The following is a 23654-nucleotide window of genomic DNA, read 5'->3' as shown; positions in this document are numbered from 1 at the left end:
CGATTATGCGCCACCCGGGGCGCAGAAGCGTTCGATCGCTGCCGCCGCGTGCTCCACGCCGCGCTCCGCCGCGACGGCGCGACCCAGCACGGCGGCCTTTTCGCGCGTCTCCGCGCGCTCGGCAAACGCGATCATCGACGCCAGCCGCGCCGCGTCGATCTTGTGCCCTGGCGCGTATGCCGGCGCCACGCCCAGCGCCGCCAGCCGCCCGGCCCAGAAGAACTGGTCGCCCGCGAACGGCAGCACGATCGACGGCACGCCCGCCGCGGCCACTGCATGCGTGGTGCCGGCCCCGCCATGGTGGATCGCCGCCGCCACGCGAGGCAGCAGCCAGTCATGCGGCGTGGCCCCGATCACATGGAAATTGGCTGGCAGCGCGGACACATCGATGCCGGACCAGCCCGGATAGAACAACGCGCGCCGCCCATCGACGGCCTGCACCATGGCATTGACCACCTGCTGCCGGTCAAAGCCTGCCATGCTGCCAAAGCCGATATACAGCGGCGGCGCACCGGCCACCAGGAAGTCGCGCAGCGCCGCGCCCGGCTGCCAGTCCGGCTGCGGCGGCATGTTCCACGCGCCGGTGACCAGCCAGTCCGCATGCCAGTCGCGCGGGCGCGGCACCAGGTGGGGCGACATCGCGTACAGCGACGGGAAATCGCGCCACATCGCCCGGCGCGGCGCCACGCCAAACAGCTTCGCGCGCGCCGCGTTGGTGGCATTGCGGAACATCCGCCACAGCACGAAGTTGATCACCGCATGGCTGGCCCGGTTGGCCCAGCCCGGCATGCGCCATGGCGGCAGCAAGGCCGAAGGGAAATCCCGCGTCGGCGAGATCGGGAACATGCCCGCGCCGACCACAGGCTTGCGCAACTGCTCAGCGACGGACAACGCCACATACGCTGTCAGCCCCGAGAACACAATGCCATCCGCATCGCGGGCCGCCTCCGCCAGCTGCGCCATCCACGCCTCGGTGTTGTCCTCCGCAATACGCCCGAACGCGCGCGTGGCCTCGGCCACGTTGCCACCCTCGGTCATCAGCTTGTGCAAGGCGCCGCCGGGCAGCAGGGTTTGCTGGATATCGCCGGCCATCGGCGCGAACGGCAGGCCATGCTCGGCGGCCAGCGGCGCCGCGGAGCGTTCGCCGAGCATCAGCACGTCATGTCCCGCGTCACGCAGGCCCAGGCCGAGGGCTACGATGGGGCGGCAGTCGCCTTGGGTGCCGAAGGTGATGAGGGTGAGGCGCATGGGAGAAGACGTTGGCGCGTTCCGGTAGCGACCGCCTCACTTCCCAATACAGAACCGCGTAAATATCGTCCCCAGCAGATCATCACTGGTGAACTCGCCGGTAATGCTGTTCAGGTGCTCCTGCGCCAGCCGCAACTCTTCCGCAAACAGGTCAAGCGCCTGCGCCTGGCGCTCGCTCTGCTCGGTGGCCACATCGAGGTGCGACTGCGCCTGCCGCAGCGCGGTCAGATGCCGCTCGCGAGCGAGGAAGGTACCTTCATTGCCGGATTGCCAGCCCACCAGCCGCAGCAACTCGCGCCGCAGCAGTTCGATGCCAGCACCGGTGCGCGCAGAGATCCAGATCTCGGTCGGATTGGGGCCGTTGGCGGCGACCACGTGCGGGCGGTTGCCGCCGAACATCGTGTCGCCCACTGCCGGCGCCTTGTCGATCTTGTTGACTACGCGCACGATTGGCGAGCCCGGTGGCAGGTGGCCGCTGAGCCGGTCGTCGATGGCGTCGTCGATCTCGGACAGGCCGTGGCGCAGGTAGTCGGTGGCGTCGACCAGATGCAGCACGATGTCGGCGCGGCGGATCGCGTCCCAGGTGCGTTCGATGCCGATGCGCTCGACTTCATCGGTGGCCTGCTCGCGCAGGCCAGCGGTGTCGATGATATGCAGCGGGATGCCGTCGATCTGGATGGTCTCGCGCACGCGGTCGCGCGTGGTGCCGGCGATCGGCGTGACGATGGCAAGTTCGGCGCCGGCCAGCGCGTTGAGCAGCGAGGACTTGCCCACGTTGGGCTGGCCCGCCAGCACCACCGACAGGCCTTCACGCAGCAGCGCGCCCTGCCGCGCCTGCGCCAGCACGCCGCCCAACTCATTGCGGATGGTCGCAAGCTGGCCGCGCGCGTCGGACTGCTCCAGGAAATCGATCTCTTCCTCGGGGAAATCCAGCGTGGCCTCGACCAGCATGCGCAGGTGGATGACCCTGTCCACAAGCTTGCGGATCGCATTGGAGAACTCGCCTTCCATCGAGCGCGCCGCCGAGCGCGCCGCGGCTTCGGTGCTGGCTTCGATCAGGTCGGCCACCGCCTCGGCCTGGGCCAGGTCGAGCTTGTCGTTGAGGAAGGCGCGGCGCGTGAATTCGCCCGGCTCGGCCAGGCGCAGGCCGATGCTGTCGCCGGCCTGCAGGCAGCGCGTCAGCAGCATCTGCATCACTACCGGGCCGCCGTGGCCCTGCAGCTCCAGCACCTCTTCGCCGGTGTAGGAGTTGGGCGCGGGGAAGTACAGCGCGAGGCCATGGTCGATGACCTTGCCGTGGCCGTCGAGGAACGGCAGGTAGGTGGCATGGCGCGGCTTCAGTGCCTGGCCGCAGACGGCGCGCATGACGGGGCCGACATCGGGGCCCGACACGCGCACCACGCCGATGCCGCCGCGTCCAGGCGCGGTGGCGATGGCGGCAATGGGAACCTGGGGAGCAGTCATGGCGGTATTGTCGCAGATCGATTGCGGTTGGCGTGGCGCGGGTTGCACTGGCAGGAGCGCCGCACGGCGCGGTGGGTCGGCCGCCATGTCAGGCGGGGCGTCAGCTCGCGCCAGGGGGTGGCGGCGGCACGTCGTCGGGTAGCGCCGGCACGTCCAGGCACTCGCCCATCAGCCGGCGCGCGACCACGGCATCGACATAGTCCCCCAGCCGCGTCTGCTTCTTGACCAGCTTGCGGTGCAGCCGCTTGGTATAGCGCGACGGCAACACCGGTGCCAGCGCCTCGATCGTGTAGCGCAGCCGCTTGCCCGCGATGCGCTCGTCATGCACCGCGCCCGGGTCGCCGCCTCGGGCGGCTTGCTTCAGCGCGCGCAGTCGCTTGCGGCCCCGGCGCACGCGCTGGCGCGCGAACGGGCCGAGGCGGTCGCGCCGCCCCGCCTCGCTTCTGGCGGCAAGTTTTTCCGCAAGGCGGCCCAGGTGGGCGAGATCGCGTTGCACCACAGGCAACTGTCCGTCGCGATAGGTGACCAATGTCGCCAGCAAGGCCGCGCGAGCCGTGTTGCGCCGTGTGGCGGCGGTGTCGGCCACGGCGGCCAGCACCGGATCTTCGGGCGCTTTCTCGCGCGCCGGGGCGACGGTCTCGGCCAGGAAGACGTCCCAGTCGCGCACCTCGCTGGTCGCTCGCGCCAGCGTGCGCAGTTCGCGCTTCCAGCGCTCGCGTTCCAGCCGTGGCAGCGCTGGCCCGAGCGCCCACAGCACCGCGCGCGCATGGCGCACCGCCACGCGCAGTTGGTGCAGGTCTTCCGCTTCGTCTCGGTGCAGCAAATTTTGCAGGGACATATCGATTCGCGCCAGGCTGGCCTGTGTCAGCGCGGCAAACGCAACGACCGGCTGCGTCTTGCGGCGCAGCGTGGGCGGCTGGGCGTCAGTCATGGCGGTCTTCATGCAGTCAGGCGCGCCGGCGGGACGCGGATGCCACCAGTGTAGGCGACGGCACGCGCGAATGCGTCCGAGCGCCGCATCAGGCGCTGCCGTGCGGTTGACAGCGGCCCGCCGTCGCGATGGAATGCGCACACCGCCTGCTGATGCAGTGACCTGCAGTGACCAAACAAGGACCCGCCATGACCACCGAACAGGAGCGTCTACTGCTGCACGACACCATCGCGGCCGGCTTCCGCCAGGCCGCGTTCGTCAATGACATCGGCATCGCGCTGGCGGACTGCGGGCCGGGCTGGTGCGAATCGACGCTGGCGATCACCGCGCGTCACCTCCAGCACGGCGGCATCGTCCATGCCGGCGTGCAGGCCACCATGGCCGACCATACCGCGGGTGCTGCGGCCACCACTATCCTCGAGGCGGGCCAGCACGTGGTCACCGCGGAATTCAAGATCAACCTGCTAAGGGCCTTGCGCAGCGAACGGCTGCGCTGCCGTGCCGACGTGCTCAAGTCCGGCCGCTCGATCATCGTGGTCGAGGCGGATGTGTTTGCGGACGTGCACGGCGAATCGGTGCTGGTGAGCCGCTTCAACGCCACCATGAGCGTGCTGGACCTGGCCTGAGCCCAACCCCAACCCTGCAAGGAGCCAAGCATGATCGACCATACCGGCGCCAGCGTCAGCGATTACGCCAAAAGCCGCGCGTTCTACCTGGCCGCGCTAGGCGCCATCGGCTACGGCCTCGTCAAGGAATTTCCCGCCAGCGTCACTGGCAGTACCGACGTGGCAGGCTTCGGGCCACCGGACAAGCCGGATTTCTGGATCCACCGCGGCGAGCCTAACCGGCCGCCGATCCACGTGGCGTTCCGCGTGGACAGCCGCGAGCTTGTGGATAAGTTCTATCGCGCCGCGATCGAGGCGGGCGGACGGGACAATGGCGCGCCGGGCATCCGGGCGCATTACCACCCCGATTACTACGGCGCCTTCGTGCTGGACCCGGACGGGCACAACATCGAGGCGGTTTGCCACAAGCCGGCCTGATCCGGCCCGAACCGGCCCGAACCGGCCCGAATCGGCAGATGGCGATCAGCGCGTCGCCACGATAAACAGCCGCGGGAACGGCAGCAGCACCGACTTATCGGGCAACGCGGGGTACGCCTTGGCGATCTCGCTTTCGTAGCGCGCCAGGTACGCCACGCGCCCGGCCTCGTCCAGCGGCTGCAGGAACGGCCGCAGTCCGCTGCCCTTGAACCACTCCACCACCGCCGCCGCGCCGCCGGCCAGCGGATGGTGGTAGGTGGTCAGCCACACATCCACGCGCCGGCACAGCGGGCGCAGCAGTTCGTAGTACCACTGCGCCGGTGAACGCTCGGCGCGCGCCTTGCTGGCGCTGGCCAGCTGCGCCGCCCACGGGCTCTCCGCCGCCACCTGCCGCATCAGCCGGTGCGCGGGCTCTTCCAGGTTGTCAGGCATCTGCACGGCCAGCGTGCCGCCTTCCGAGAGTTTGGAAACGAGCCTGGGAAACAGGCTGGCATGGTCCGGCAGCCATTGCAGCACGGCATTGGCCAGAATCACGTCGTATGGGCCGGGATCGTCCCAGGCGCCGATGTCGGCCACGCGGAACTGCACATCAGGCAGGCGCTTGCGCGCGGCGTCGACCATGTCGTCGGAGCTGTCCAGGCCGGTGATCGATGCGCCCGCGTACCGCGCCAGCAAAACCTCAGTTGAGTTGCCGGGGCCGCAGCCGATATCCACCGCGTTGCGCACGATCTCGTTGGGAATGGCGGCGACGAGGTCGCGGACGGGACGGGTGCGTTCGTCTTCGAAGGCAACGTATTGGCGGGCGGACCAGCTCATGGTGGATCTCCAGGCATTGAGGCGCAGGCCAGTAGCATACGCTTGCATAACGCCTGCCGCAGCCTACACCGCTTGAACACGGCTCCCCTCGCCCGCTTGCGGGAGAGGGGTAGGGGGAGAGGGCCGGAGTTTCCACGAAGTGACCGCCGTCGCTATGCGCACACGCCTGCCCTCTCCCCCGGCCCCTCTCCCACTTCGCGGGAGAGGGGAGCAAACCGCCAGCCAGCGAAAAGACCGGCAGCCATCACCAAAAACAAAAAGCCCGGCGTCACCGCCGGGCTTTTCCGAGTACTACATCAACGCAAAGGCAATCAGCTCTTGGCCACAACAGCCGCCTTGCCCTTGCCAAGCATCCGATTAATCTGCCATTGCTGCGCAATCGACAGAATGTTGTTCACCACCCAGTACAGCACCAGGCCGGCCGGGAAGAAGAAGAACATCACCGAAAACACCAGCGGCATGATCGTCATGACCTTGGCCTGCACCGGATCCGGCGGCGTCGGGTTCAGCTTGGTCTGCACGAACATCGACACGGCCATCACGATCGGCAGGATGTAGAACGGATCCGGCACCGACAGGTCCTTGATCCAGCCCAGCCACGGCGCGCCGCGCATCTCAACCGACGACAGCAGCACCCAGTACAGCGCAATGAACACCGGGATCTGGATCACGATCGGCAGGCAGCCGCCGAGCGGGTTGACCTTCTCGGTGCGGTACAGGCCCATCATCTCCTGGTTCATCTTCTGCGGGTCGTTCTTGTAACGCTCGCGGATCGCCGTCATGCGCGGCTGCAGGTCCTTCATCTTGCCCATGGACTTGTAGCTTGCGGCCGACAGCGGGAAGAACACCAGCTTGATCAGCACCGTCAGCGCGATGATCGACCAGCCCCAGTTGCCCAGGAAGCCGTGCAGCTTCTCCAGCAGCCAGAACAGCGGCTTGGCCAGGATGGTCAGCCAGCCATAGTCCTTCACCAGTTCCAGGCCCGGGGCGATCTTCTCGAGCATGTGCTCTTCCTGCGGACCGGCGAACAGGCGCGCATCGGTGCTCACCGTGGCGCCCGGGGCCAGCTCGCCCAGCGGCTGCTGGATGCCCACGCGGTACAGGTTCGGATCGATCTGCTGGACGTAGAAGCTGTGCTCCTTGCCGGTCTGCGGGATCCAGGCCGAGGCAAAGTAATGCTGCACCATCGCCACCCAGCCGTTGTTGGCGGCGGCCGGCACGCTGGCCTTGCCCTTGGCGATGTCTTCGAAGTCGATCTTGTGGTACTTGTCGGCGTCGGTGTAGACCGCCGGGCCGGTGAAGGTGCTGTAGAACTGCGACTGCTCCACCTTGCTGCCGTCACGCGCCAGCTCCAGGTACAGCGTCGGCGACACCGGCGCTGTACCCGCGTTGGTCACGTCGAACTTGGTGTCGACCACGTAGCTGCCCTTGCGGAAGGTGTAGGTCTTCACCAGCTTCACGCCATTCTTCTCGCCGGTCAGGACCACCTGAAGCTGCTCGGCGCCGTCCAGGTTGCGCGGGCCCGGCGCGGCGGTGAACACCGTGGTGTGGTTGGGCAGGTCGCCGCCGATCAGGCCCGAGCGCGCCATATAGGTGCGCACGTTGTCACGCTCGAACAGCACCACCGGCTTGCCGTCCTTCTCGAGCTCCTTGAGCAGCTCCAGGCGCGACACGATGCCGCCGGCGGTGTCGATTTCGGCGCGCACCGTGTCGGTGGTCACCACGATCTTCTCGCCGGCGGGCTGGACGGCGGCCTGCGGAGCGGCACCCGGCGCGGCCGGGGCAGCTGCGCCCGGCTGGACGTTGGCCTTGGGCACGTCGCCCTGCGCGGCCGCGCCGCTGGCTGCCGGCGCCGAAGCGCCCTGCTGCTGCGTCACGCTCGGGAAGAACATCGACGCATGGCCTTGGGAGCGTTGCCAGTTGTCGTAGAGCAGCACGAGGGACATCGAGAAGATGACCCAGAGGATGGTGCGTTTGATATCCATGTCTGGCTGTGGTCGGAGAAATCAGGGTCTGGGCAGACGGATCGCGGCAGGCGCATGGCCTGCCGCGGCATGGACGGAACGGCCCGATGCGGAGTCCGCCCCGGCTGTGTCGGTTTCCGTGCCCGGCACGGGATCATACCCGCCTTGTGCGAAAGGATGGCAACGGCACAGCCGGCAGGCGGCCATCCAGCTGCCGCGCGCGGCGCCGTGATGGACGATCGCGTCGCGGGCGTAGTCGGAACAGGTCGGCAGGAAGCGGCACTGCGAGCCCAGGTAAGGACTCAGGGCGATCTTGTAGATACGCAGCAGGGCAAGCAGGATTCGCTTCATGGTGAGACCGTCAGGCCTTGCCCGGTGGCTGGCTCTGCGGGGCAGAAGCCGGCGGCGGGGCGGGCGGTGCAGGGTTGGCAGCGGGCGGCGGCGGCAGCGGCCTGGCCGCCACCTCCAGCAAGCTGGCGATTTCCGCCGCGCACGCCTGTCGGACCGCCGTGCGCGTGGCAAATTCCGCCCGCGGGAATTTTGCCTGCAGGCGCAACAGCACATCACGCCCCGACAACTGCTCGCGGCGCTGGCGGAACAGCTCGCGCGCCATGCGCTTTACCAGGTTGCGCTCGGCGGCGCGCGGCGCGAACTTCTTGCCCACGACCACGCCCAGCCGGGCTTCGGCCCGGCCGTTGGCGCGCACGTACAGCACGAAATGCGTGCTGCGACGCCGGGGCCGCAAAGCAAAAACGGATGAAAACTCATCCGTCTTTGTGAGCCTCGCGGCTTTGGGGAAGGCATGGGCTGACACGCTGGGCAAGGCTGGCGAGAAATACTGCTGACTGACTAGCTGGACCCGGCGGCAACCCGGCGCAAACTGCGCAGGCCGTCCTGGACCCGAGGCAAGAGGCATCGACGGCGCCGTTGGCGCCGTCAGGCCGGTTGCCCGGGCCTCAGATGGCCAGGCGCTTGCGGCCCTTGGCGCGGCGAGCGTTGATGACGGCACGGCCGCCACGGGTCTTCATGCGCACGCGGAAACCGTGGGTACGCTTGCGGCGGGTAACAGAAGGTTGGTAGGTACGTTTCATGTTGCACTCTCTGGTTGATCTGGGCGTGCCCGGCTTCGGCCGGTGCCGGGGTGCCGTGGCCGCCGCGTATGGTTCGCATGGGGCTGCCGCTGGCAAGGAACTGCCGCGGTAATGCCGACGATTCTGGTTCTGTCTTGCTGCCGGCCGGCGGCGCAGTGCAGGCGTAGGCCTGTGGGCGCGGACGGCACGAACAGGCCAGACCCGGCGATGCGCATACGTGATCCCCTGCCGCATCGCAGAACCCGGCATTTAACCCAGTTTTAAAGAAGGTGTCAAGGTAAACGGCATTGTGCGACGGCACATATGCCACATACCGAAGAACCTGTCAGTGCACCATTGTCCACAGTGGCCAGTGCACAAATCTATGTGCATGCCGCGCCGCCAACATATAAGACAACTCAGGCCGAAGTCTATGTTTTCCCTGAATTTTCGCGGCTTTCCACGACCCGCCACCCCGCACTGCAGCACGGGTTGTGCACAGCAATCCACTGCATTTGCACAAGTTGTCCACAGACTTATCCTTTGTGGATAACTTGGGGGCGGGGGTACAATCCCGGTCCAAACACATCACGGGCTGCGTGGCGCAGGCGCAACCCGGGCCCCCCACCGCGAAAAACGCATGAGTTAACGCACGCACCGTGCGGCGAGCCGATCGCTCGCTGGCTGGCGCATGGCATGCCGCGGGGGTACGCCAACTGGTAGTGATTACCAGTACGGCAAGCAAGGGCCCGGCCGACGCAACGTAAACGCCGCTTGTGATGAGCCCGGGCCGCGATCCCCGGGTGCAACTACTAAACAACAAACGATGCAAGATTTCTGGCAGGCGGCAGCCGCGCAACTCGAGCGCGAACTGACGCCGCAACAGTTCAAAACGTGGATCAAGCCGCTGGCGCCCGTTGCGTTCGATGAAGAAACGCATGCGCTGCGGATTGCTGCGCCCAACCGTTTCAAGCTGGACTGGGTCAAGAGCCAGTTCTCCGGGCGAATCACCGCACTGGCCTGCGAGTACTGGGAAGCGCAGGTCAGCGTCCAGTTCGTGCTCGATCCCGCGGCCTCCGGCCGTGCCGCCGCCTATATGCAGGCGCCGCAACCGGCCATCGGGCCGGGCGCGCACGCACAGGGCGGCGCCATGGGCATGCCGGGCATGGACGGCCACGCAGCCCCGGGTACGGGGATGGGCGGCTACCCGGGCGGCCAGCAGATGGGCGCGCAACCGCCCTACCCCATGGCCGGCCAGCCGGGCCAGCCGGGCTATGGCGAATATCCCACCGCCGCCGCCTACGGCATGGGCCAGCCGCCATATGGCAATCCGGGCAACCCCTCCGCCGCGCCGGTCCCGGCCGGCGCGCGTGCGCCGATGCCCGGCATGGGCCCGGGCGGCCAGCATCACGGGCAGAGCCATGGCCAGATGGGTGGCCGTGGCAACCAGCACGCCAGCGACATGGGCGATATCGACGTGGTCCACATGGACCCCGCCGAAGCCAGCGCCCGCTCCTACCGCGTGCAACCGCAGCCGCATCAGCCGCACCCGTCGCAGCAAGCGATGGGCGGCGCCAACGGCATGCCCGGCCACCAGCCCAGCGACACGGTCCACGAGCGCTCGCGCCTGAACCCGATCCTGACCTTCGACAACTTCGTCACCGGCAAAGCCAACCAGCTGGCGCGCGCCGCCGCCATCCAGGTCGCCAACAACCCCGGCAAGTCCTACAACCCGCTGTACCTGTACGGCGGCGTGGGCCTGGGCAAGACCCACCTGATCCACTCCATCGGCAACCACATGCTGATGGAGAATCCGCGCGCGCGCATCCGCTACATCCACGCCGAGCAGTACGTGTCCGACGTGGTGAAGGCCTACCAGCGCAAGGCGTTCGACGAGTTCAAGCGCTACTACCACTCGCTCGACCTGCTGCTGATCGACGATATCCAGTTCTTCTCCGGCAAGAACCGCACGCAGGAAGAGTTCTTCTATGCCTTCGAGGCCCTGATTGCCAACCGGGCGCAGGTGATCATCACCAGCGATACCTACCCCAAGGAAATCACCGGCATCGACGACCGCCTGATCTCGCGCTTCGACTCCGGCCTGACCGTGGCGATCGAGCCGCCCGAGCTGGAAATGCGCGTGGCGATCCTGATGAAGAAGGCCGCCGCCGAGAACGTGAACGTTCCGGAAGAAGTCGCCTTCTTCGTCGCCAAGCACCTGCGCTCCAACGTGCGCGAGCTGGAAGGCGCGCTGCGCAAGATCCTGGCGTTCAGCAACTTCCACGGCAAGGACATCACCATCGAGGTGACGCGCGAAGCGCTGAAGGACCTGCTGACGGTGCAGAACCGGCAGATCTCGGTGGAGAACATCCAGAAGACCTGCGCGGATTTCTACAACATCAAGGTCGCTGACATGTACTCGAAAAAGCGGCCTGCCAATATTGCCCGTCCGCGCCAGATCGCGATGTACCTGGCCAAGGAGCTGACGCAGAAGAGCCTGCCCGAGATCGGCGAGCTGTTCGGCGGCCGCGACCACACCACCGTGCTGCACGCCGTGCGCAAGATCGCCGACGAACGCAGCAAGGATGCGCAGCTCAACCACGAGCTGCACGTGCTGGAGCAGACGCTCAAGGGTTGATGCGCGCAGTCCTGGCTGGAAGTCAGTTTTGAAGGGCCGGCCCCCGAGGCTGGCATACTGTAGGGTGCGCGCCACGGACAACCCGTGGCGCCTGGGGAATTAACGTCAGCATCGCCGGAGCAAAAGTCCGGAAAGTGGCCACCGATAAGGCTTTGCGGTGAGTCGGGCCGGGATGGCAGGCGCGTTCAGTGCCAGCGTGGCTTTTTGTGCACAGCTGGCCCGCCGGCCGGTCCCGCCCCGCTTCACCGCAGCGGCTTATCCTTGGTACAATGGCACATTAACTCCTTGATTCCTAAGTGAATTTGGAGTTGTTTGCGTTCTGCGGTCGCCGACTACAAACGACGAAGGATAAATTCAATGCAATTGGTCAAAACCTCGCGAGACAACCTGCTGCGTCCGCTGCAAATCGTGAGCGGCATCGTGGAGCGCCGCCACACCCTCCCGATCCTGGCCAACCTGCTGATTCGCAAGTCCGGGTCGAACGTGTCCTTCCTGTCGACCGACATCGAAATCCAGATCACCACGCTTGCGGAATGCGGCGTCGGCAACGACAGCGTCGCCACCACCGTAGCCGCGCGCAAGCTGCTCGACATCCTGCGTGCCATGCCTGACGGCGACGTGGCCCTGTCGCTCAACGACAAGCGCATGACCGTGCAATCCGGCAAGAGCCGCTTCGCACTGCAGACGCTCGCCGCCGAAGAATTCCCGACCGTTGCCGAAGCCAGCGAATTCAACGCCAGCGTCAGCCTGCCGCAGAAGACCTTCAAGCACCTGCTGGCGATGGTCCACTTCGCCATGGCGCAGCAGGACATTCGCTACTATCTGAACGGCATGCTGCTGGTGGTGGAAGGCAAGAAGGTCATGGCAGTCGCCACCGACGGCCACCGCCTGGCCTACTGCGGCGTGGAGCTGGAGAACGAAGCGGCTGGCGTCGGCTCGCGCCAGGAAGTCATCATCCCGCGCAAGACCATCCTGGAACTGCAGCGCCTGCTGGAAGACAACGACGATCCGGTGACGGTGCAGCTGGCCGCCAACCAGGTCAAGTTCACGTTCGCCAATATCGAACTGATCTCCAAGCTGGTCGAAGGCAAGTTCCCCGACTTCCAGCGCGTGATCCCCAAGGGCTACAAGAACGCCTTCGCGATCGACCGCGTGCGACTGCAGCAGGCGCTGCAACGCACCGCGATCCTGACCACCGACAAATTCAAGGGCGTGCGCTGCATCCTCGACACGCACATGCTCAAGATCAGCTCCACCAACGCCGACCAGGAAGAGGCGCAGGAAGAGCTGGAACTCGATTACTCGGGCGACGCGCTCGATATCGGCTTCAACGTGACCTACCTGCTCGACGTCCTTGCCAACCTCAAGACCGAGCAAGTGCAGGTCAGCCTCGGCGACTCGAATTCGAGTGCGCTGATTACCGTGCCGGAAGACGACAACTTCAAGTACGTCGTCATGCCGATGCGCATCTGATGATCCGGTAACAGGACACGCAGAGAACGACATACCGGAGCAGCAAACGGCACGCTACGACACCCGCCAACAATCGGGCAGTCCTTTTGCAGCGGGGGCAGGATCGCAAGCGATCCGCCCCTTTTGCCGTTTTTAGTAACCGCCTTGCGGAAGCCCCTGGCCTGGCAAATTTGCCGATATGGCCGGTTTCCGCATTTGCCGTGAGTAGGAAAACATGACCCAACCGCAAGCAGCACAACAGGAAAACACCTACGGAGCCTCCTCGATCCAGATCCTGGAAGGCCTGGAGGCGGTACGCAAGCGCCCGGGCATGTATATCGGCGATACGTCGGACGGCACCGGCCTGCACCACCTCGTGTTCGAGGTGCTGGACAACTCCATCGACGAAGCGCTGGCCGGCTACTGCACCGAGATCCAGGTCACCATCCACAGCGACAACTCGATCTCCATCGTCGACAACGGTCGCGGCATCCCGCCCCTGGTCAAGTTCGACGACAAGCACGAACCCAAGCGCAGCGCGGCGGAAATCGCCATGACCGAGCTGCACGCCGGCGGCAAGTTCAACCAGAACAGCTACAAGGTATCGGGCGGCCTGCACGGCGTGGGCGTGTCCTGCGTGAACGCGCTCTCCAAGTGGCTGCGCCTGACCGTGCGCCGCGATGGCCAGGTCCACCTGATCGAGTTCGCCAAGGGCGATGTGCAGAACCGCATCATCGAGACCGTGCCCGGCCCCGACGGCCAGCCCGTTGAAGTCTCCCCGATGAAGGTCATCGGCGCCACCGACAAGCGCGGCACCGAAGTCCACTTCCTGGCCGACGAAGAAATCTTCACCAACGTCGAGTTCCACTACGAGATCCTCTCCAAGCGCATACGCGAGCTCTCGTTCCTGAACAACGGCGTCCATATCAAGCTGGTCGACCAGCGCACCGGCAAGGAAGAAGACTTTGCCTTCTCCGGTGGCGTGAAGGGTTTTGTCGAGTACATCAACCGCGCCAAGAGCGTCCTGCACCCCAACATCTTCTACGCAAACACCGAAAAAGACGGCATCGGCGTGGAAGTGGCCATGCAGTGGAACGACGGCTACAACGAGCAGGTGCTCTGCTTCACCAACAACATCCCGCAGCGGGATGGCGGCACCCACCTGACCGGCCTGCGCGCCGCGATGACGCGCGTCATCAACAAGTACATCGAAGAGAACGAAGTCGCCAAGAAAGCCAAGGTGGAAACCACCGGCGACGACATGCGCGAAGGCCTGGCCTGCGTGCTCTCCGTGAAGGTGCCCGAGCCCAAGTTCAGCTCGCAGACCAAGGACAAGCTGGTCTCGTCAGAAGTGCGCCTGCCCGTGGAAGAACTCGTCAGCAAGGCCCTGACCGACTTCCTGCTGGAAACGCCCAACGACGCCAAGACCATCTGCGGCAAGATCGTAGACGCCGCCCGCGCGCGCGAAGCCGCCCGCAAGGCCCGCGAAATGACCCGCCGCAAAGGCGTGATGGACGGCATGGGCCTGCCCGGCAAGCTCGCCGACTGCCAGGAAAAAGACCCGGCCCAGTCCGAACTCTTCCTGGTGGAGGGTGACTCCGCAGGCGGCTCCGCCAAGCAGGGCCGCGACCGTAAGTTCCAGGCCATCCTGCCGCTCAAGGGCAAGATCCTGAACGTAGAGCGCGCCCGCTTCGACAAGATGCTCTCCAGCCAGGAAGTGCTGACGCTGATCACCGCGCTCGGCACCGGCATCGGCAAGGACGACTACAACCTGGAAAAGCTGCGCTACCACCGCATCATCATCATGACCGACGCGGACGTGGACGGCTCGCACATCCGCACGCTGCTGCTGACCTTCTTCTACCGGCAGATGCCTGACATCATCGAGCGCGGTTATGTTTATATCGCGCAGCCGCCGCTGTACAAGATCAAGCATGGCAAGGAAGAGCGGTATATCAAGGATGATGTCGAGCTCAATGCCTACCTGCTGAAGCTGGCGATGGAGAAGGCGTCGCTGGTGCGGCCGGATGGGTCGGAGATCAGTGGGGATGCGCTGACCGAGCTGGCGCGGCAGTATCAGCTGACTGAGGGCGTGATTGGCCGCTTGTCGCGCGTGGTGGATACCGACGCCCTGCGTGCCATTGCGGACGGGGTGACGCTGGACCTGGATAGTGCTGCGGCGGCGGAGGCTTCAGCGGTGGCGCTGAAGGCCAAGCTGGCGGAGATGCATGCCAAGACGTTGATTGGGGCTGCGGTGAATGACGACGGCACCGCGGACGTGTACGCGCAGTTCGACGAAAAGACCGACAAGCATCGCTTGATGATTGCGCGCCGCCATCATGGCAACGTGCGGTTGTCGCATCTGGATGCCGACTTTGTTCACGGGGCTGACTACGCTGCGCTGTCCAATGCTGCGAAGACTTTCCAGGGGTTGACACCGGAAGGCACCAAGGTACAGCGTGGTGAAGGTGAAAAGCTGCGCGATCAGACTGTCAATGACTTCCACGGGGCTATGCAATGGCTGCTGGCTGAGGCTGAGCGTGGGGTTTCTCGGCAGCGGTATAAGGGGCTTGGGGAGATGAACCCTGAGCAGCTGTTTGAGACGACGCTGGATGTTACGCAGCGACGGCTGTTGAAGGTGCAGATTGAGGATGCTATTGCCGCCGACCAAATCTTCACCACCCTTATGGGGGATGAGGTGGAGCCGCGAAGGAACTTCATCGAATCTAATGCGTTGGTGGCACGGAATATTGATGTTTGACTCGAGGGGCAGCATTATTGTAATGCGAAAAAGGAAGTTTAAATCTCTGAGCCAAAATTGAAATAGTCACGGAAGCCCCTTCATGGGGCTTCTTCTGTTTCTAGCCTGGCATAAACAGTAGGGGGGGATTGCCTTGGAACTTTCTGAAAAGAATGAAGCATGGTTAATGCGAGCGCAATGGATAGTCAGAGTGCTCGTTACTGGCGGCATCGGACTAAAGTTGGCATATCTAGTAGGAAGGGCATACACAGAAGCCTACTTGACATCATTGCGGGTTGACCCAGTCTTATTTGCATTTGCGGATGGTGAGCTGTATGTGGCTGCTTATATTGCAGTTGCATATGGCCTTGCCGGGTGGGTGAATTTTATGATGGGAAGTGTGTTGCCCCTTATTAGTCTCTTTGCTGTGGTTAGCTTGATATGGTTCGCTCCATCTCTGGTGCGTTGGCTCGCACAAGTTTTGGAGAGGTCTTCGCGAATAAAAAAGATAGTACATTTAGGTGGTAAATTTGATAAATTCGCAATGTGGATAGGGGCGAATGCATTCGCGGTTTCTGTTTTCCTCTATCTTCCGCTTATTCTTGCACTCGTTCTGGTTGCTATACCGCGTATTGGCAATTTTGGCGGTACAAGGGCGGCCGAAGAAAAAATAAAAGTCTTATCGCAAGGCTGCCTTGAGGCTGCAAAGAAAAAGGAATATTGCTACAGGTTAATAGATGGTGGGAAGGAAGTCGCTGTTGGTTTTCCAGTGATCCAAGGTAATGGAAGACTGGCGCTGTGGCTGCACGAGGATGTCTCCATCGAGGAAATTGGCAGTCGCTCGCTGAAGTTGTGGCGCCCAGAAGAAGACACTGCAAAATTGATCGCGCCCTGATACTTTCGATGTTTCGTGCATCTTGATATTTGTATATACATTTTTAGTCGAACGCCTTTCGTAGGCGCCGAGTGCTCGGCCGGTACACCCAAGAATTTCAGCTGCGGGAGCAAGTCAATCCCGACTGAGAGCGGTCCGCTGCGTATAGATAAGCTGAGGCGTCTCGACGCGTTGGATCCTCACACTGGCGAGCTTATAAGTGGTTGTAGTACATCCCCAACCGGCACAATACAATACATGGCAACCCGCCACCCGCATTGCCTTCCGATCCATAGCCAACGCACGTTCCTCCCCAAATGCCTTCATCCAAGTTCACCTATGATCTGGCGTCCGGAGCACCGAGCCCCGTCTTCAAAGAAGAGCACATCGAATACGGCTTCCTTGGCAAGCTTCAGAACCTGAAGTACGAATACCGCGACGGCATTCGCGATCGCGCCTCGCTGGAAAGGAACTTCCGGGAGAAGTTCGAGGCCCTCAACCGCGTCAAGCTGACCGAAGCCGAGTTCGCCAGGCTCCTGGATGAAATCGTTACCCCGGATGTCTACACCGCTGCCAAGACCCTGCGCGGCATCAATGCCTTCACCCGCGACGACGGCACGCCACTGAACTACACGCTGGTGAACATCAAAGACTGGTGCAAGAACCACTTCGAAGTCGTCCGCCAGCTCCGCATCAACACCGACAACAGCCACCACCGCTACGACGTTCTCATCCTCATCAACGGCGTGCCCTGTGTGCAGATCGAGCTGAAAACCCTGGGCGTGAATCCACGCAGGGCCATGGAGCAGATCGTCGAATATAAGCACGACCCCGGCAACGGCTACACCAAGACGCTGCTCTGCTTCATGCAGCTGTTCATCGTCAGCAACCGCGACCGCACCTACTACTTCGCCAACAACAACGTCCGCCACTTCGCCTTCAATGCCGACGAGCGCTTTCTGCCCATCTATGAGTTCGCAGGCGAGGACAACCGCAAGATCACCCAACTCGACGAGTTCGCCGAACACTTTCTGAGAAAGTGCGACCTCGGCCGCACCATCAGCCGCTACATGGTGCTGCTTGCGGGTGAGCAAAAGCTCATGATCATGCGGCCGTACCAGGTCTATGCCGTGCAACACATGGTCAAATGCATCGACGAAGACAACGGCAACGGCTACATCTGGCACACCACTGGCAGCGGCAAGACGCTCACGTCCTTCAAGGCCTCTACCCTGTTGAAGGAAAACGACCACATTCACAAGTGTTTGTTCGTCGTGGACCGAAAAGACCTCGACCGCCAGACGCGGGAAGAATTCAACAAATTCCAGGAAGGCTGCGTCGAAGAAAACACCAACACCGCCGCCCTCGTGCGCCGCCTGCTTTCAGAGGACTACGCCGACAAGGTCATCGTTACCACCATTCAGAAGCTCGGTCTCGCGCTGGACGAAAACAGCAAGCGTAATAAGCAGCGCAGCAAAAACGGCCAGGCCACCTACAAAGAACAGCTCGAAGCGCTGAAGGACAAACGCATTGTCTTCATCTTCGACGAATGTCACCGCTCCCAGTTTGGCGAGAACCACAAAGCCATCAAAGCGTTCTTCCCCAAGGCGCAGCTCTTTGGCTTCACCGGCACGCCCATCTTCGAGGCCAATGCCACGTTGCAGAAGATCGAGGATACCCAAGCCTCCATGCGAACCACTGCGGACCTCTTCCAGAAGCAGCTCCACGCCTACACCATCACCCATGCCATCGAGGACGGCAACGTCCTGCGCTTCCACGTCGACTACTTCAAGCCTGAGGGTAAGAACCCACCAAAGCCCGGCGAGGCCATTGCCAAGAAGGCCGTCATCGAAGCCATTCTTTCCAAGCACGATGCCGCCACCGGCGGCCGCCGCTTCAACGCCATCCTCGCCACCGCGTCCATCAACGACGCCATCGAATACCACGCGCTGTTCAAGGCGATGCAGGCGGACAAACAGGCCGCCGACCCCGACTTCAAGCCGCTGAACGTCGCCTGCGTCTTTTCGCCGCCTGCCGAGGGCGACCCGGATGTGAAGCAGATCCAGGAAGATCTGCCGCAGGAGCAGGCGGACAACGAAGAAGACCCCGAGGGCAAGAAATCCGCTCTCAAGGCCATCCTCGCCGACTACAACGCCCGCTACGGCACCAACCACCGCTTGAGCGAGTTCGACCTCTACTACCAGGATGTGCAGAAGCGCATCAAGGACCAGCAGTGGCCCAATGCCGACTACCCGGCCGCGCAGAAGATCGACATCACCATCGTGGTGGACATGCTGCTCACCGGCTTCGATTCCAAGTTCCTGAACACGCTCTACGTGGACAAGAACCTCAAGCACCACGGCTTGATCCAGGCGTTCTCCCGCACCAATCGCGTGCTCAACGGCACCAAGCCTTACGGCAACATCCTCGACTTTCGCCACCAGCAAGATTCCGTCGATGCCGCCATCGCCCTCTTCTCCGGCGAGAAGACCAGCGAGCAGGCGCGCGAAATCTGGCTCGTGGACAAGGCGCCTGTGGTCATTCAGAAGCTGGAGACCGCCGTGCAGAAGTTGGACGACTTCATGACGTCCCAGGGCCTTGCCTGTACGCCCTCCGCCGTGGCCAACCTGAAGGGTGACGAGGCCCGCGCCGCCTTCATCAGCCACTTCAAAGAAGTCCAGCGACTCAAAACCCAGCTGGACCAATACACCGATCTCAGCGAAGACAACAAAGCCGCCATCGAGCAGGTGCTGCCCGATGAAAACCTGCGCGGCTTCAAAGGCCAGTATCTGCAAACTGCCAAAGAGCTCAGAGCGCAGCAGGGCAAAGACGCCAAGGAAGGTGATGGTCCTGGCACCGATGACCTCGTGGACCAGCTCGACTTCGAGTTTGTCCTCTTCGCTTCCGCCGTCATCGACTACGACTACATCATGGGCCTCATCGCCAAGTTCTCCGACAAGGGGCCCGGCAAGGCTAAGATGACCCGCGAGGAACTCATCGGCCTCATCAGCGCCGATGCCAAGTTCATGAACGAGCGCGACGACATCGCAGAATACATCGCCACACTCCAGGCGGGTGAGGGCCTCTCTGAGGCCGCCATCCGCGACGGCTATACCCGCTTCAAGGCCGAGAAGAGTGCCAAGGAACTCGCCGACATCGCCGCGAAGCACGGGCTCGCCATCGGCGCCCTTCAAAGCTTCGTGGACGGCATCCTCGATCGCATGATCTTCGATGGCGAGCAACTCAGCGACCTCATGGCCCCGCTCGACCTCGGATGGAAAGCCCGCACTCAGGCCGAACTCGCCCTTATGGCTGATTTGCACCCCCTCCTCACAAAACGCGCCGGTGGCCGCGACATCTCAGGACTCAGCGCGTATGAGCAATAAGACGAAAACCAGCGCCATCAAGGATGAGGCAACGCCCGCACGGGTGCCGAAGCTACGGTTTCCGGAGTTTCGGGAGGCAGATGGGTGGAAATTTATACCTCTAAATCGTTTGGCGATTCTTGCGAAACAGAAAAATCGAGACGAAAAGATTGTTCGTGTGCTGACAAATTCTGCTGAGTTTGGTGTAGTAGATCAGAGAGATTTTTTTGATAAGGATATAGCCACGCAAGGCAAGCTTGAGGGCTATTTTATAGTTGAGCTGGGCAGCTACGTCTACAATCCACGCATATCGTCAACAGCGCCCGTCGGCCCCATATCGAAGAACAAGATTGGCACAGGTGTAATGTCGCCACTGTACACAGTCTTTAAATTCAAAGACGACAGGGGCGACTTTTACGAACACTTTTTCAAGACTACGGGCTGGCATACCTACATGCGGCAGGCATCCAGCACTGGTGCTCGCCACGATAGGATGGCCATATCAAGCGACGACTTTATGGCAATGCCTTTGCCTGCGCCGTCATCCGATGAACAACAAAAAATCGCCGAGTGCCTGAGTTCGGTGGACGAGCTAATAGCGGCGCAGGCGCGTAAAGTGGACTCGCTCAGGACCCATAAAATAGGTCTGATGCAGCAGCTTTTTCCCCGCGAAGGAGAAACCAAACCCCGGCTCCGTTTCCCCGAATTCCAAAGGGCCGGGGAGTGGGAAATGCGTGAACTCTCCGATTTCGTCACCGAACGAAACGAGTATTCTAAGGAGAAGGTGCCGCTCTTCAGCCTAACCATTGAGGACGGAGTGACACCAAAAACTGAACGCTATGAACGCTCCTTTTTGGTTAATGACGAAGCAGAAGCATACAAATTAGTATTGCCGAATGACTTTGCACTCAATCCCATGAATTTGCGATTTGGGGCAATAGGACGGCACTCGGGAACCGAAAAAGTTGCCGTCTCAAAGTATTACAACATCTTCTGGTGCGACGATACAGTGGATTCGAGTTTTTGTGAGTTATATTTCAGGAGTGAGAGAATGGTTGCCTTCTATGACGACAGGGCAATTGGTTCACTGATTGAAAAAAGGCGAGTCCACTTTGCAGCTTTTTTGAAATTCAGAATCCGATTTCCTCGGCTTTCCGAACAACAACGAATCGCCTCTTGCCTGAGCAGCCTCGACGCCTTGATCACCGTCGAAGCCCAAAAACTCGAAGCCCTTAAGAACCATAAAAAGGCGTTGATGCAGCAGCTTTTCCCATCTCCGGAGGACGCTAAGGAATGAGCCACAAACTGATCGCAAAGGAACTTGCGCGCGCGCAAGAGCAAGTTGTTCTCATCTATGCGTTCAATGCGACTGGCAAGACGAGACTGTCTGTCGCCTTCAAGGATGCCACCAAAGGCGCTGATGGCACTCATTCGGGCGTTTACTACAACGCCTATAGCGAAGACCTTTTTGTTTGGGACAACGATTCGGAGAACGGTGAAGTAAACGTCCAGTTAGATATTAGGAAGAGTAGCTTGAATCGCTTTCATGGTGCGCTCACGGAGGACGACATTCGTGACAAGCTGAATAGATTCCGGCCAGACTACAGGTTTGAGTTCATTCCTCACGACAATCCTGAGGATGGGATCAAGTCTGTGTTGTTCTTTGATGAAATCGCCGACCCGAAAGATCCGAACAACATTTCCAAAGTCCCACGCAAGATTTCGCGGGGTGAAGAAAGAATTTTTGTCTGGTGTTTTTTCCTCGCCCTTTTTGAGGTCGAGGGGTGGGCAGACAAGCAGTCTGCCCACTTTTTTATTGATGATCCTGTCTCGAGCCTAGACGACCATAATATCTTCATCACCGCTTCAACGCTATTTGACTTGATTGAAGAGCACTTCGAAAAAAGAAAATTCGTCATCACCACCCATCACATCGGTTTTTTTTCTATATTGTCAGACTGGCTGATGAAAGGTGAGAAGGCCTCAAAATTCAAAGGCAAAGCGCGTGTTTGCACCCTTAGCCTAAAGAAGGGTGAGATTTCATTGGAAAGCTGCCGCAAGGATGTCTTCCTCTATCACCTCCGCCTTCTTCAAGTTTTGGATCAGGCTCGCGCCGCAGGTGAAGTGAAGGCCTATCATTTTGCCCTTCTCCGTCAGGTACTCGAAAATGTCGCATCATTTCTAGGGGTGGGGCAGTTTAGTTACGTCCTCAAGCAAATAGGAATTGATGATGTGGAAGAGGTGGCAAGCATCGTAAATACTCTCTCACACAAGAAAGTTTATTATTTCGAGTCCGATGACGTTCTACCCGACAACCTCTTGACGTTTGAGCGCGTCTTTAATGGGCTTAAAGAAAAGTACAAGTTTGTGCTGCACGCCTCAGCACCAGCGCCCGCACAGGAATCAGCACCAACGAAAGTGGCCACCACATGACCGACACCAATCAAAAACTGGGCAACACCCTCTGGAGCATCGCCGATCAACTGCGCGGGGCGATGGATGCGGACGACTTTCGCGACTACATGCTGTCCTTCCTCTTCCTGCGCTATCTCTCTGACAACTACGAGACGGCGGCGAAGAAGGAACTGGGGAAGGACTACCCTGATGTAGGCGTCGACTCCCGCAAGGAGCCGCTGGCGGTCTGGTATGCGAACAACGTGGACGACATCCCGGCGTTTGAGAAGCAAATGCGCCGCAAGGTGCATTACGTCATCCAGCCAGCGCACCTGTGGAGCAGCGTTGCCAACCTGGCCCGCACCCAGAACGCGGACCTGCTGAACACGCTGCAAGCTGGCTTCAAATACATTGAGACGGAATCATTCGAGAGCACCTTTCAGGGCCTCTTCTCTGAGATCGATCTGAGCTCCCCCAAGCTCGGCAAAACCTACGCCGACCGTAACGCCAAGCTCTGCGCCATCATCCAAAAGATTGCCGAAGGGCTAGCGGAGTTTTCCACTGACATCGACGCGCTGGGCGATGCCTACGAGTACCTGATTGGCCAGTTTGCCGCCGGGTCCGGCAAGAAGGCGGGTGAGTTCTACACTCCGCAGCAGATTTCCGACATTCTCTCCGCTATCGTCACGCTAGACAGCCAGGAACCCAAAACCGGCACCAAGAAGCGGCTGGAAAGCGTGATGGACTTTGCCTGCGGCTCTGGCTCGCTGCTCCTCAACGTTCGCCAGAAAGTGGCCAAGGCCGGCGGCACCATCGGCAAGATTTTCGGCCAAGAAAAGAACATCACGACCTACAATCTCGCGCGCATGAACATGCTGCTTCATGGGGTGAAGGACACGGAATTCGAGATCTTCCACGGAGATACCCTGCTTAACGAGTGGGACATGATGCGGGAGCAGAACCCGGCTAAGAAGCCGAGCTTTGACGTCATCGTCGCCAACCCGCCCTTCAGCTACCGCTGGGAGCCGACCGACGCGCTGGCCGACGACGTGCGCTTCAAGAGCCACGGCATCGCGCCCAAGTCCGCTGCCGACTTCGCCTTCCTGCTGCACGGCTTCCACTACCTCAAAGACGAAGGCGTGATGGCCATCATCCTGCCGCACGGCGTGCTGTTCCGAGGCGGGGCGGAAGAACGCATCCGCACTAAGCTGCTGAAGGACGGACACATCGACACGGTGATCGGCCTGCCCGCCAATCTGTTCTATTCCACCGGCATCCCCGTCTGCATCCTGGTGTTGAAGAAGTGCAAGAAGCCGGACGACGTGTTGTTCATCAACGCCGCCGAGCGCTTCGAGAAAGGCAAGCGCCAGAACCAACTCAAGCCCGGGCATATCGCCAAGATCATCAAGACCTACCAGTTCCGCGAGGAAGAGGCGCGCTACTCACGCAAAGTGGAGATGGCCGAGATCGAGAAGAACGATTTCAACCTGAACATCTCGCGCTATATCAGTACGGCAGTGGGCGAGGTGGAGATTGATCTGGATGAGACTCACCAAGAGCTGGTGCAGATTGAAAAGGCGATTGCGGCTGCGAAGGACAAGCACAACGCTTTCCTGAGAGAACTGGAGTTGAAGCCGTTGCCATAGTCACTCACA

Annotated in this window: 18 protein-coding genes; 10 read left to right on the top strand and 8 right to left on the bottom strand. The window is 61.7% G+C overall.

Going from position 1 to position 23654, the window contains the following annotated elements:
- Positions 1-3: 3 nt before the first annotated feature.
- From ACIP1U_RS10370 to ACIP1U_RS10360, 3 genes are all read right to left on the bottom strand, one after another.
- Positions 4-1248, bottom strand: a complete 1245-nt coding sequence (locus ACIP1U_RS10370; RefSeq protein ID WP_400314472.1) for a glycosyltransferase — start codon at positions 1246-1248, stop codon at positions 4-6.
- Positions 1249-1284: 36 nt separating this feature from the next.
- On the bottom strand, positions 1285-2712 hold the full coding sequence (gene mnmE / locus ACIP1U_RS10365) for a tRNA uridine-5-carboxymethylaminomethyl(34) synthesis GTPase MnmE (RefSeq protein WP_400314471.1): 1428 nt from the start codon (positions 2710-2712) through the stop codon (positions 1285-1287).
- A gap of 100 nt (positions 2713-2812) precedes the next feature.
- Entirely contained in the window at positions 2813-3643 is an 831-nt protein-coding gene (locus ACIP1U_RS10360; protein ID WP_400314470.1) for a CHAD domain-containing protein, read from the bottom strand.
- Positions 3644-3831: 188 nt separating this feature from the next.
- Here ACIP1U_RS10360 and ACIP1U_RS10355 point away from each other — a divergent pair, with 188 nt between their 5' ends.
- Positions 3832-4269: a PaaI family thioesterase gene (locus ACIP1U_RS10355; RefSeq protein ID WP_400314468.1), complete on the top strand. Its 438-nt coding sequence runs from the start codon at positions 3832-3834 to the stop codon at positions 4267-4269.
- 30 nt (positions 4270-4299) lie between these two features.
- Positions 4300-4686 carry a VOC family protein gene (locus ACIP1U_RS10350; RefSeq protein ID WP_400314466.1) on the top strand — a complete coding sequence of 129 codons (387 nt, stop codon included), beginning with the start codon at positions 4300-4302 and terminating at the stop codon, positions 4684-4686.
- A gap of 45 nt (positions 4687-4731) precedes the next feature.
- Here ACIP1U_RS10350 and tam read toward each other — a convergent pair whose 3' ends face one another.
- The 5 genes from tam to rpmH all read right to left on the bottom strand — a co-directional run bounded on the left by tam (position 4732) and on the right by rpmH (position 8557).
- A complete protein-coding gene (gene tam / locus ACIP1U_RS10345) occupies positions 4732-5502 on the bottom strand; it encodes a trans-aconitate 2-methyltransferase (protein ID WP_400314464.1) in 771 nt (256 codons plus the stop codon).
- Positions 5503-5813: 311 nt separating this feature from the next.
- The gene (gene yidC / locus ACIP1U_RS10340) at positions 5814-7487 is read right to left on the bottom strand and encodes a membrane protein insertase YidC (RefSeq protein WP_400314463.1); all 1674 of its coding nucleotides are present in this window, start codon (positions 7485-7487) and stop codon (positions 5814-5816) included.
- Between the two features lie 21 nt (positions 7488-7508).
- Positions 7509-7817: a membrane protein insertion efficiency factor YidD gene (gene yidD, locus ACIP1U_RS10335; protein WP_400314461.1), complete on the bottom strand. Its 309-nt coding sequence runs from the start codon at positions 7815-7817 to the stop codon at positions 7509-7511.
- 10 nt (positions 7818-7827) lie between these two features.
- Positions 7828-8280, bottom strand: coding sequence for a ribonuclease P protein component (gene rnpA, locus ACIP1U_RS10330; RefSeq protein WP_400314459.1), 453 nt, complete (start codon positions 8278-8280; stop codon positions 7828-7830).
- 142 nt (positions 8281-8422) lie between these two features.
- Complete coding sequence (gene rpmH, locus ACIP1U_RS10325; RefSeq protein ID WP_008650850.1) at positions 8423-8557, bottom strand: 50S ribosomal protein L34; 135 nt, start codon at positions 8555-8557, stop codon at positions 8423-8425.
- 805 nt (positions 8558-9362) lie between these two features.
- On the opposite strand from rpmH, the gene dnaA reads away from it, so the two are divergent.
- From dnaA to ACIP1U_RS10285, 8 genes are all read left to right on the top strand, one after another.
- A complete protein-coding gene (gene dnaA / locus ACIP1U_RS10320; protein ID WP_400314455.1) occupies positions 9363-11174 on the top strand; it encodes a chromosomal replication initiator protein DnaA in 1812 nt (603 codons plus the stop codon).
- Positions 11175-11531: 357 nt separating this feature from the next.
- Positions 11532-12647, top strand: a complete 1116-nt coding sequence (gene dnaN / locus ACIP1U_RS10315; protein WP_400314453.1) for a DNA polymerase III subunit beta — start codon at positions 11532-11534, stop codon at positions 12645-12647.
- Positions 12648-12861: 214 nt separating this feature from the next.
- Entirely contained in the window at positions 12862-15387 is a 2526-nt protein-coding gene (gene gyrB, locus ACIP1U_RS10310) for a DNA topoisomerase (ATP-hydrolyzing) subunit B (RefSeq protein WP_400314451.1), read from the top strand.
- Between the two features lie 133 nt (positions 15388-15520).
- On the top strand, positions 15521-16261 hold the full coding sequence (locus tag ACIP1U_RS10305; protein WP_400314449.1) for a hypothetical protein: 741 nt from the start codon (positions 15521-15523) through the stop codon (positions 16259-16261).
- 296 nt (positions 16262-16557) lie between these two features.
- Positions 16558-19626 (top strand): type I restriction endonuclease subunit R, encoded by a 3069-nt coding sequence (locus ACIP1U_RS10300; protein ID WP_400314448.1) that lies wholly within the window; start codon positions 16558-16560, stop codon positions 19624-19626.
- Complete coding sequence (locus ACIP1U_RS10295; RefSeq protein ID WP_400314446.1) at positions 19616-20902, top strand: restriction endonuclease subunit S; 1287 nt, start codon at positions 19616-19618, stop codon at positions 20900-20902. The genes ACIP1U_RS10300 and ACIP1U_RS10295 overlap by 11 nt, the downstream gene beginning before the upstream one ends.
- Positions 20899-22038 (top strand): AAA family ATPase, encoded by a 1140-nt coding sequence (locus ACIP1U_RS10290; RefSeq protein WP_400314444.1) that lies wholly within the window; start codon positions 20899-20901, stop codon positions 22036-22038. The genes ACIP1U_RS10295 and ACIP1U_RS10290 overlap by 4 nt, the downstream gene beginning before the upstream one ends.
- On the top strand, positions 22035-23645 hold the full coding sequence (locus tag ACIP1U_RS10285) for a type I restriction-modification system subunit M (RefSeq protein WP_400314442.1): 1611 nt from the start codon (positions 22035-22037) through the stop codon (positions 23643-23645). Before ACIP1U_RS10290 ends, ACIP1U_RS10285 begins: the two co-directional genes overlap by 4 nt.
- Positions 23646-23654: the final 9 nt, after the last annotated feature.

Source organism: Cupriavidus sp. NPDC089707 (assembly GCF_044748965.1).
GTDB lineage: Bacteria > Pseudomonadota > Gammaproteobacteria > Burkholderiales > Burkholderiaceae > Cupriavidus.
Note: the sequence above shows the minus strand (reverse complement) of the source record. Positions and strands in the feature narration are given on the sequence as shown.

What these genes read in the sequence shown, in the direction of transcription:
- ACIP1U_RS10370 (WP_400314472.1), bottom strand. Translation starts at nt 1,248, where the DNA reads ATGCGCCTCACCCTCATCACCTTCGGCACCCAAGGCGACTGCCGCCCC.
- mnmE (WP_400314471.1), bottom strand. Translation starts at nt 2,712, where the DNA reads ATGACTGCTCCCCAGGTTCCCATTGCCGCCATCGCCACCGCGCCTGGA.
- ACIP1U_RS10360 (WP_400314470.1), bottom strand. Translation starts at nt 3,643, where the DNA reads ATGACTGACGCCCAGCCGCCCACGCTGCGCCGCAAGACGCAGCCGGTC.
- ACIP1U_RS10355 (WP_400314468.1), top strand. Translation starts at nt 3,832, where the DNA reads ATGACCACCGAACAGGAGCGTCTACTGCTGCACGACACCATCGCGGCC.
- ACIP1U_RS10350 (WP_400314466.1), top strand. Translation starts at nt 4,300, where the DNA reads ATGATCGACCATACCGGCGCCAGCGTCAGCGATTACGCCAAAAGCCGC.
- tam (WP_400314464.1), bottom strand. Translation starts at nt 5,502, where the DNA reads ATGAGCTGGTCCGCCCGCCAATACGTTGCCTTCGAAGACGAACGCACC.
- yidC (WP_400314463.1), bottom strand. Translation starts at nt 7,487, where the DNA reads ATGGATATCAAACGCACCATCCTCTGGGTCATCTTCTCGATGTCCCTC.
- yidD (WP_400314461.1), bottom strand. Translation starts at nt 7,817, where the DNA reads ATGAAGCGAATCCTGCTTGCCCTGCTGCGTATCTACAAGATCGCCCTG.
- rpmH (WP_008650850.1), bottom strand. Translation starts at nt 8,557, where the DNA reads ATGAAACGTACCTACCAACCTTCTGTTACCCGCCGCAAGCGTACCCAC.
- dnaA (WP_400314455.1), top strand. Translation starts at nt 9,363, where the DNA reads ATGCAAGATTTCTGGCAGGCGGCAGCCGCGCAACTCGAGCGCGAACTG.
- dnaN (WP_400314453.1), top strand. Translation starts at nt 11,532, where the DNA reads ATGCAATTGGTCAAAACCTCGCGAGACAACCTGCTGCGTCCGCTGCAA.
- gyrB (WP_400314451.1), top strand. Translation starts at nt 12,862, where the DNA reads ATGACCCAACCGCAAGCAGCACAACAGGAAAACACCTACGGAGCCTCC.
- ACIP1U_RS10300 (WP_400314448.1), top strand. Translation starts at nt 16,558, where the DNA reads ATGCCTTCATCCAAGTTCACCTATGATCTGGCGTCCGGAGCACCGAGC.
- ACIP1U_RS10295 (WP_400314446.1), top strand. Translation starts at nt 19,616, where the DNA reads ATGAGCAATAAGACGAAAACCAGCGCCATCAAGGATGAGGCAACGCCC.
- ACIP1U_RS10290 (WP_400314444.1), top strand. Translation starts at nt 20,899, where the DNA reads ATGAGCCACAAACTGATCGCAAAGGAACTTGCGCGCGCGCAAGAGCAA.
- ACIP1U_RS10285 (WP_400314442.1), top strand. Translation starts at nt 22,035, where the DNA reads ATGACCGACACCAATCAAAAACTGGGCAACACCCTCTGGAGCATCGCC.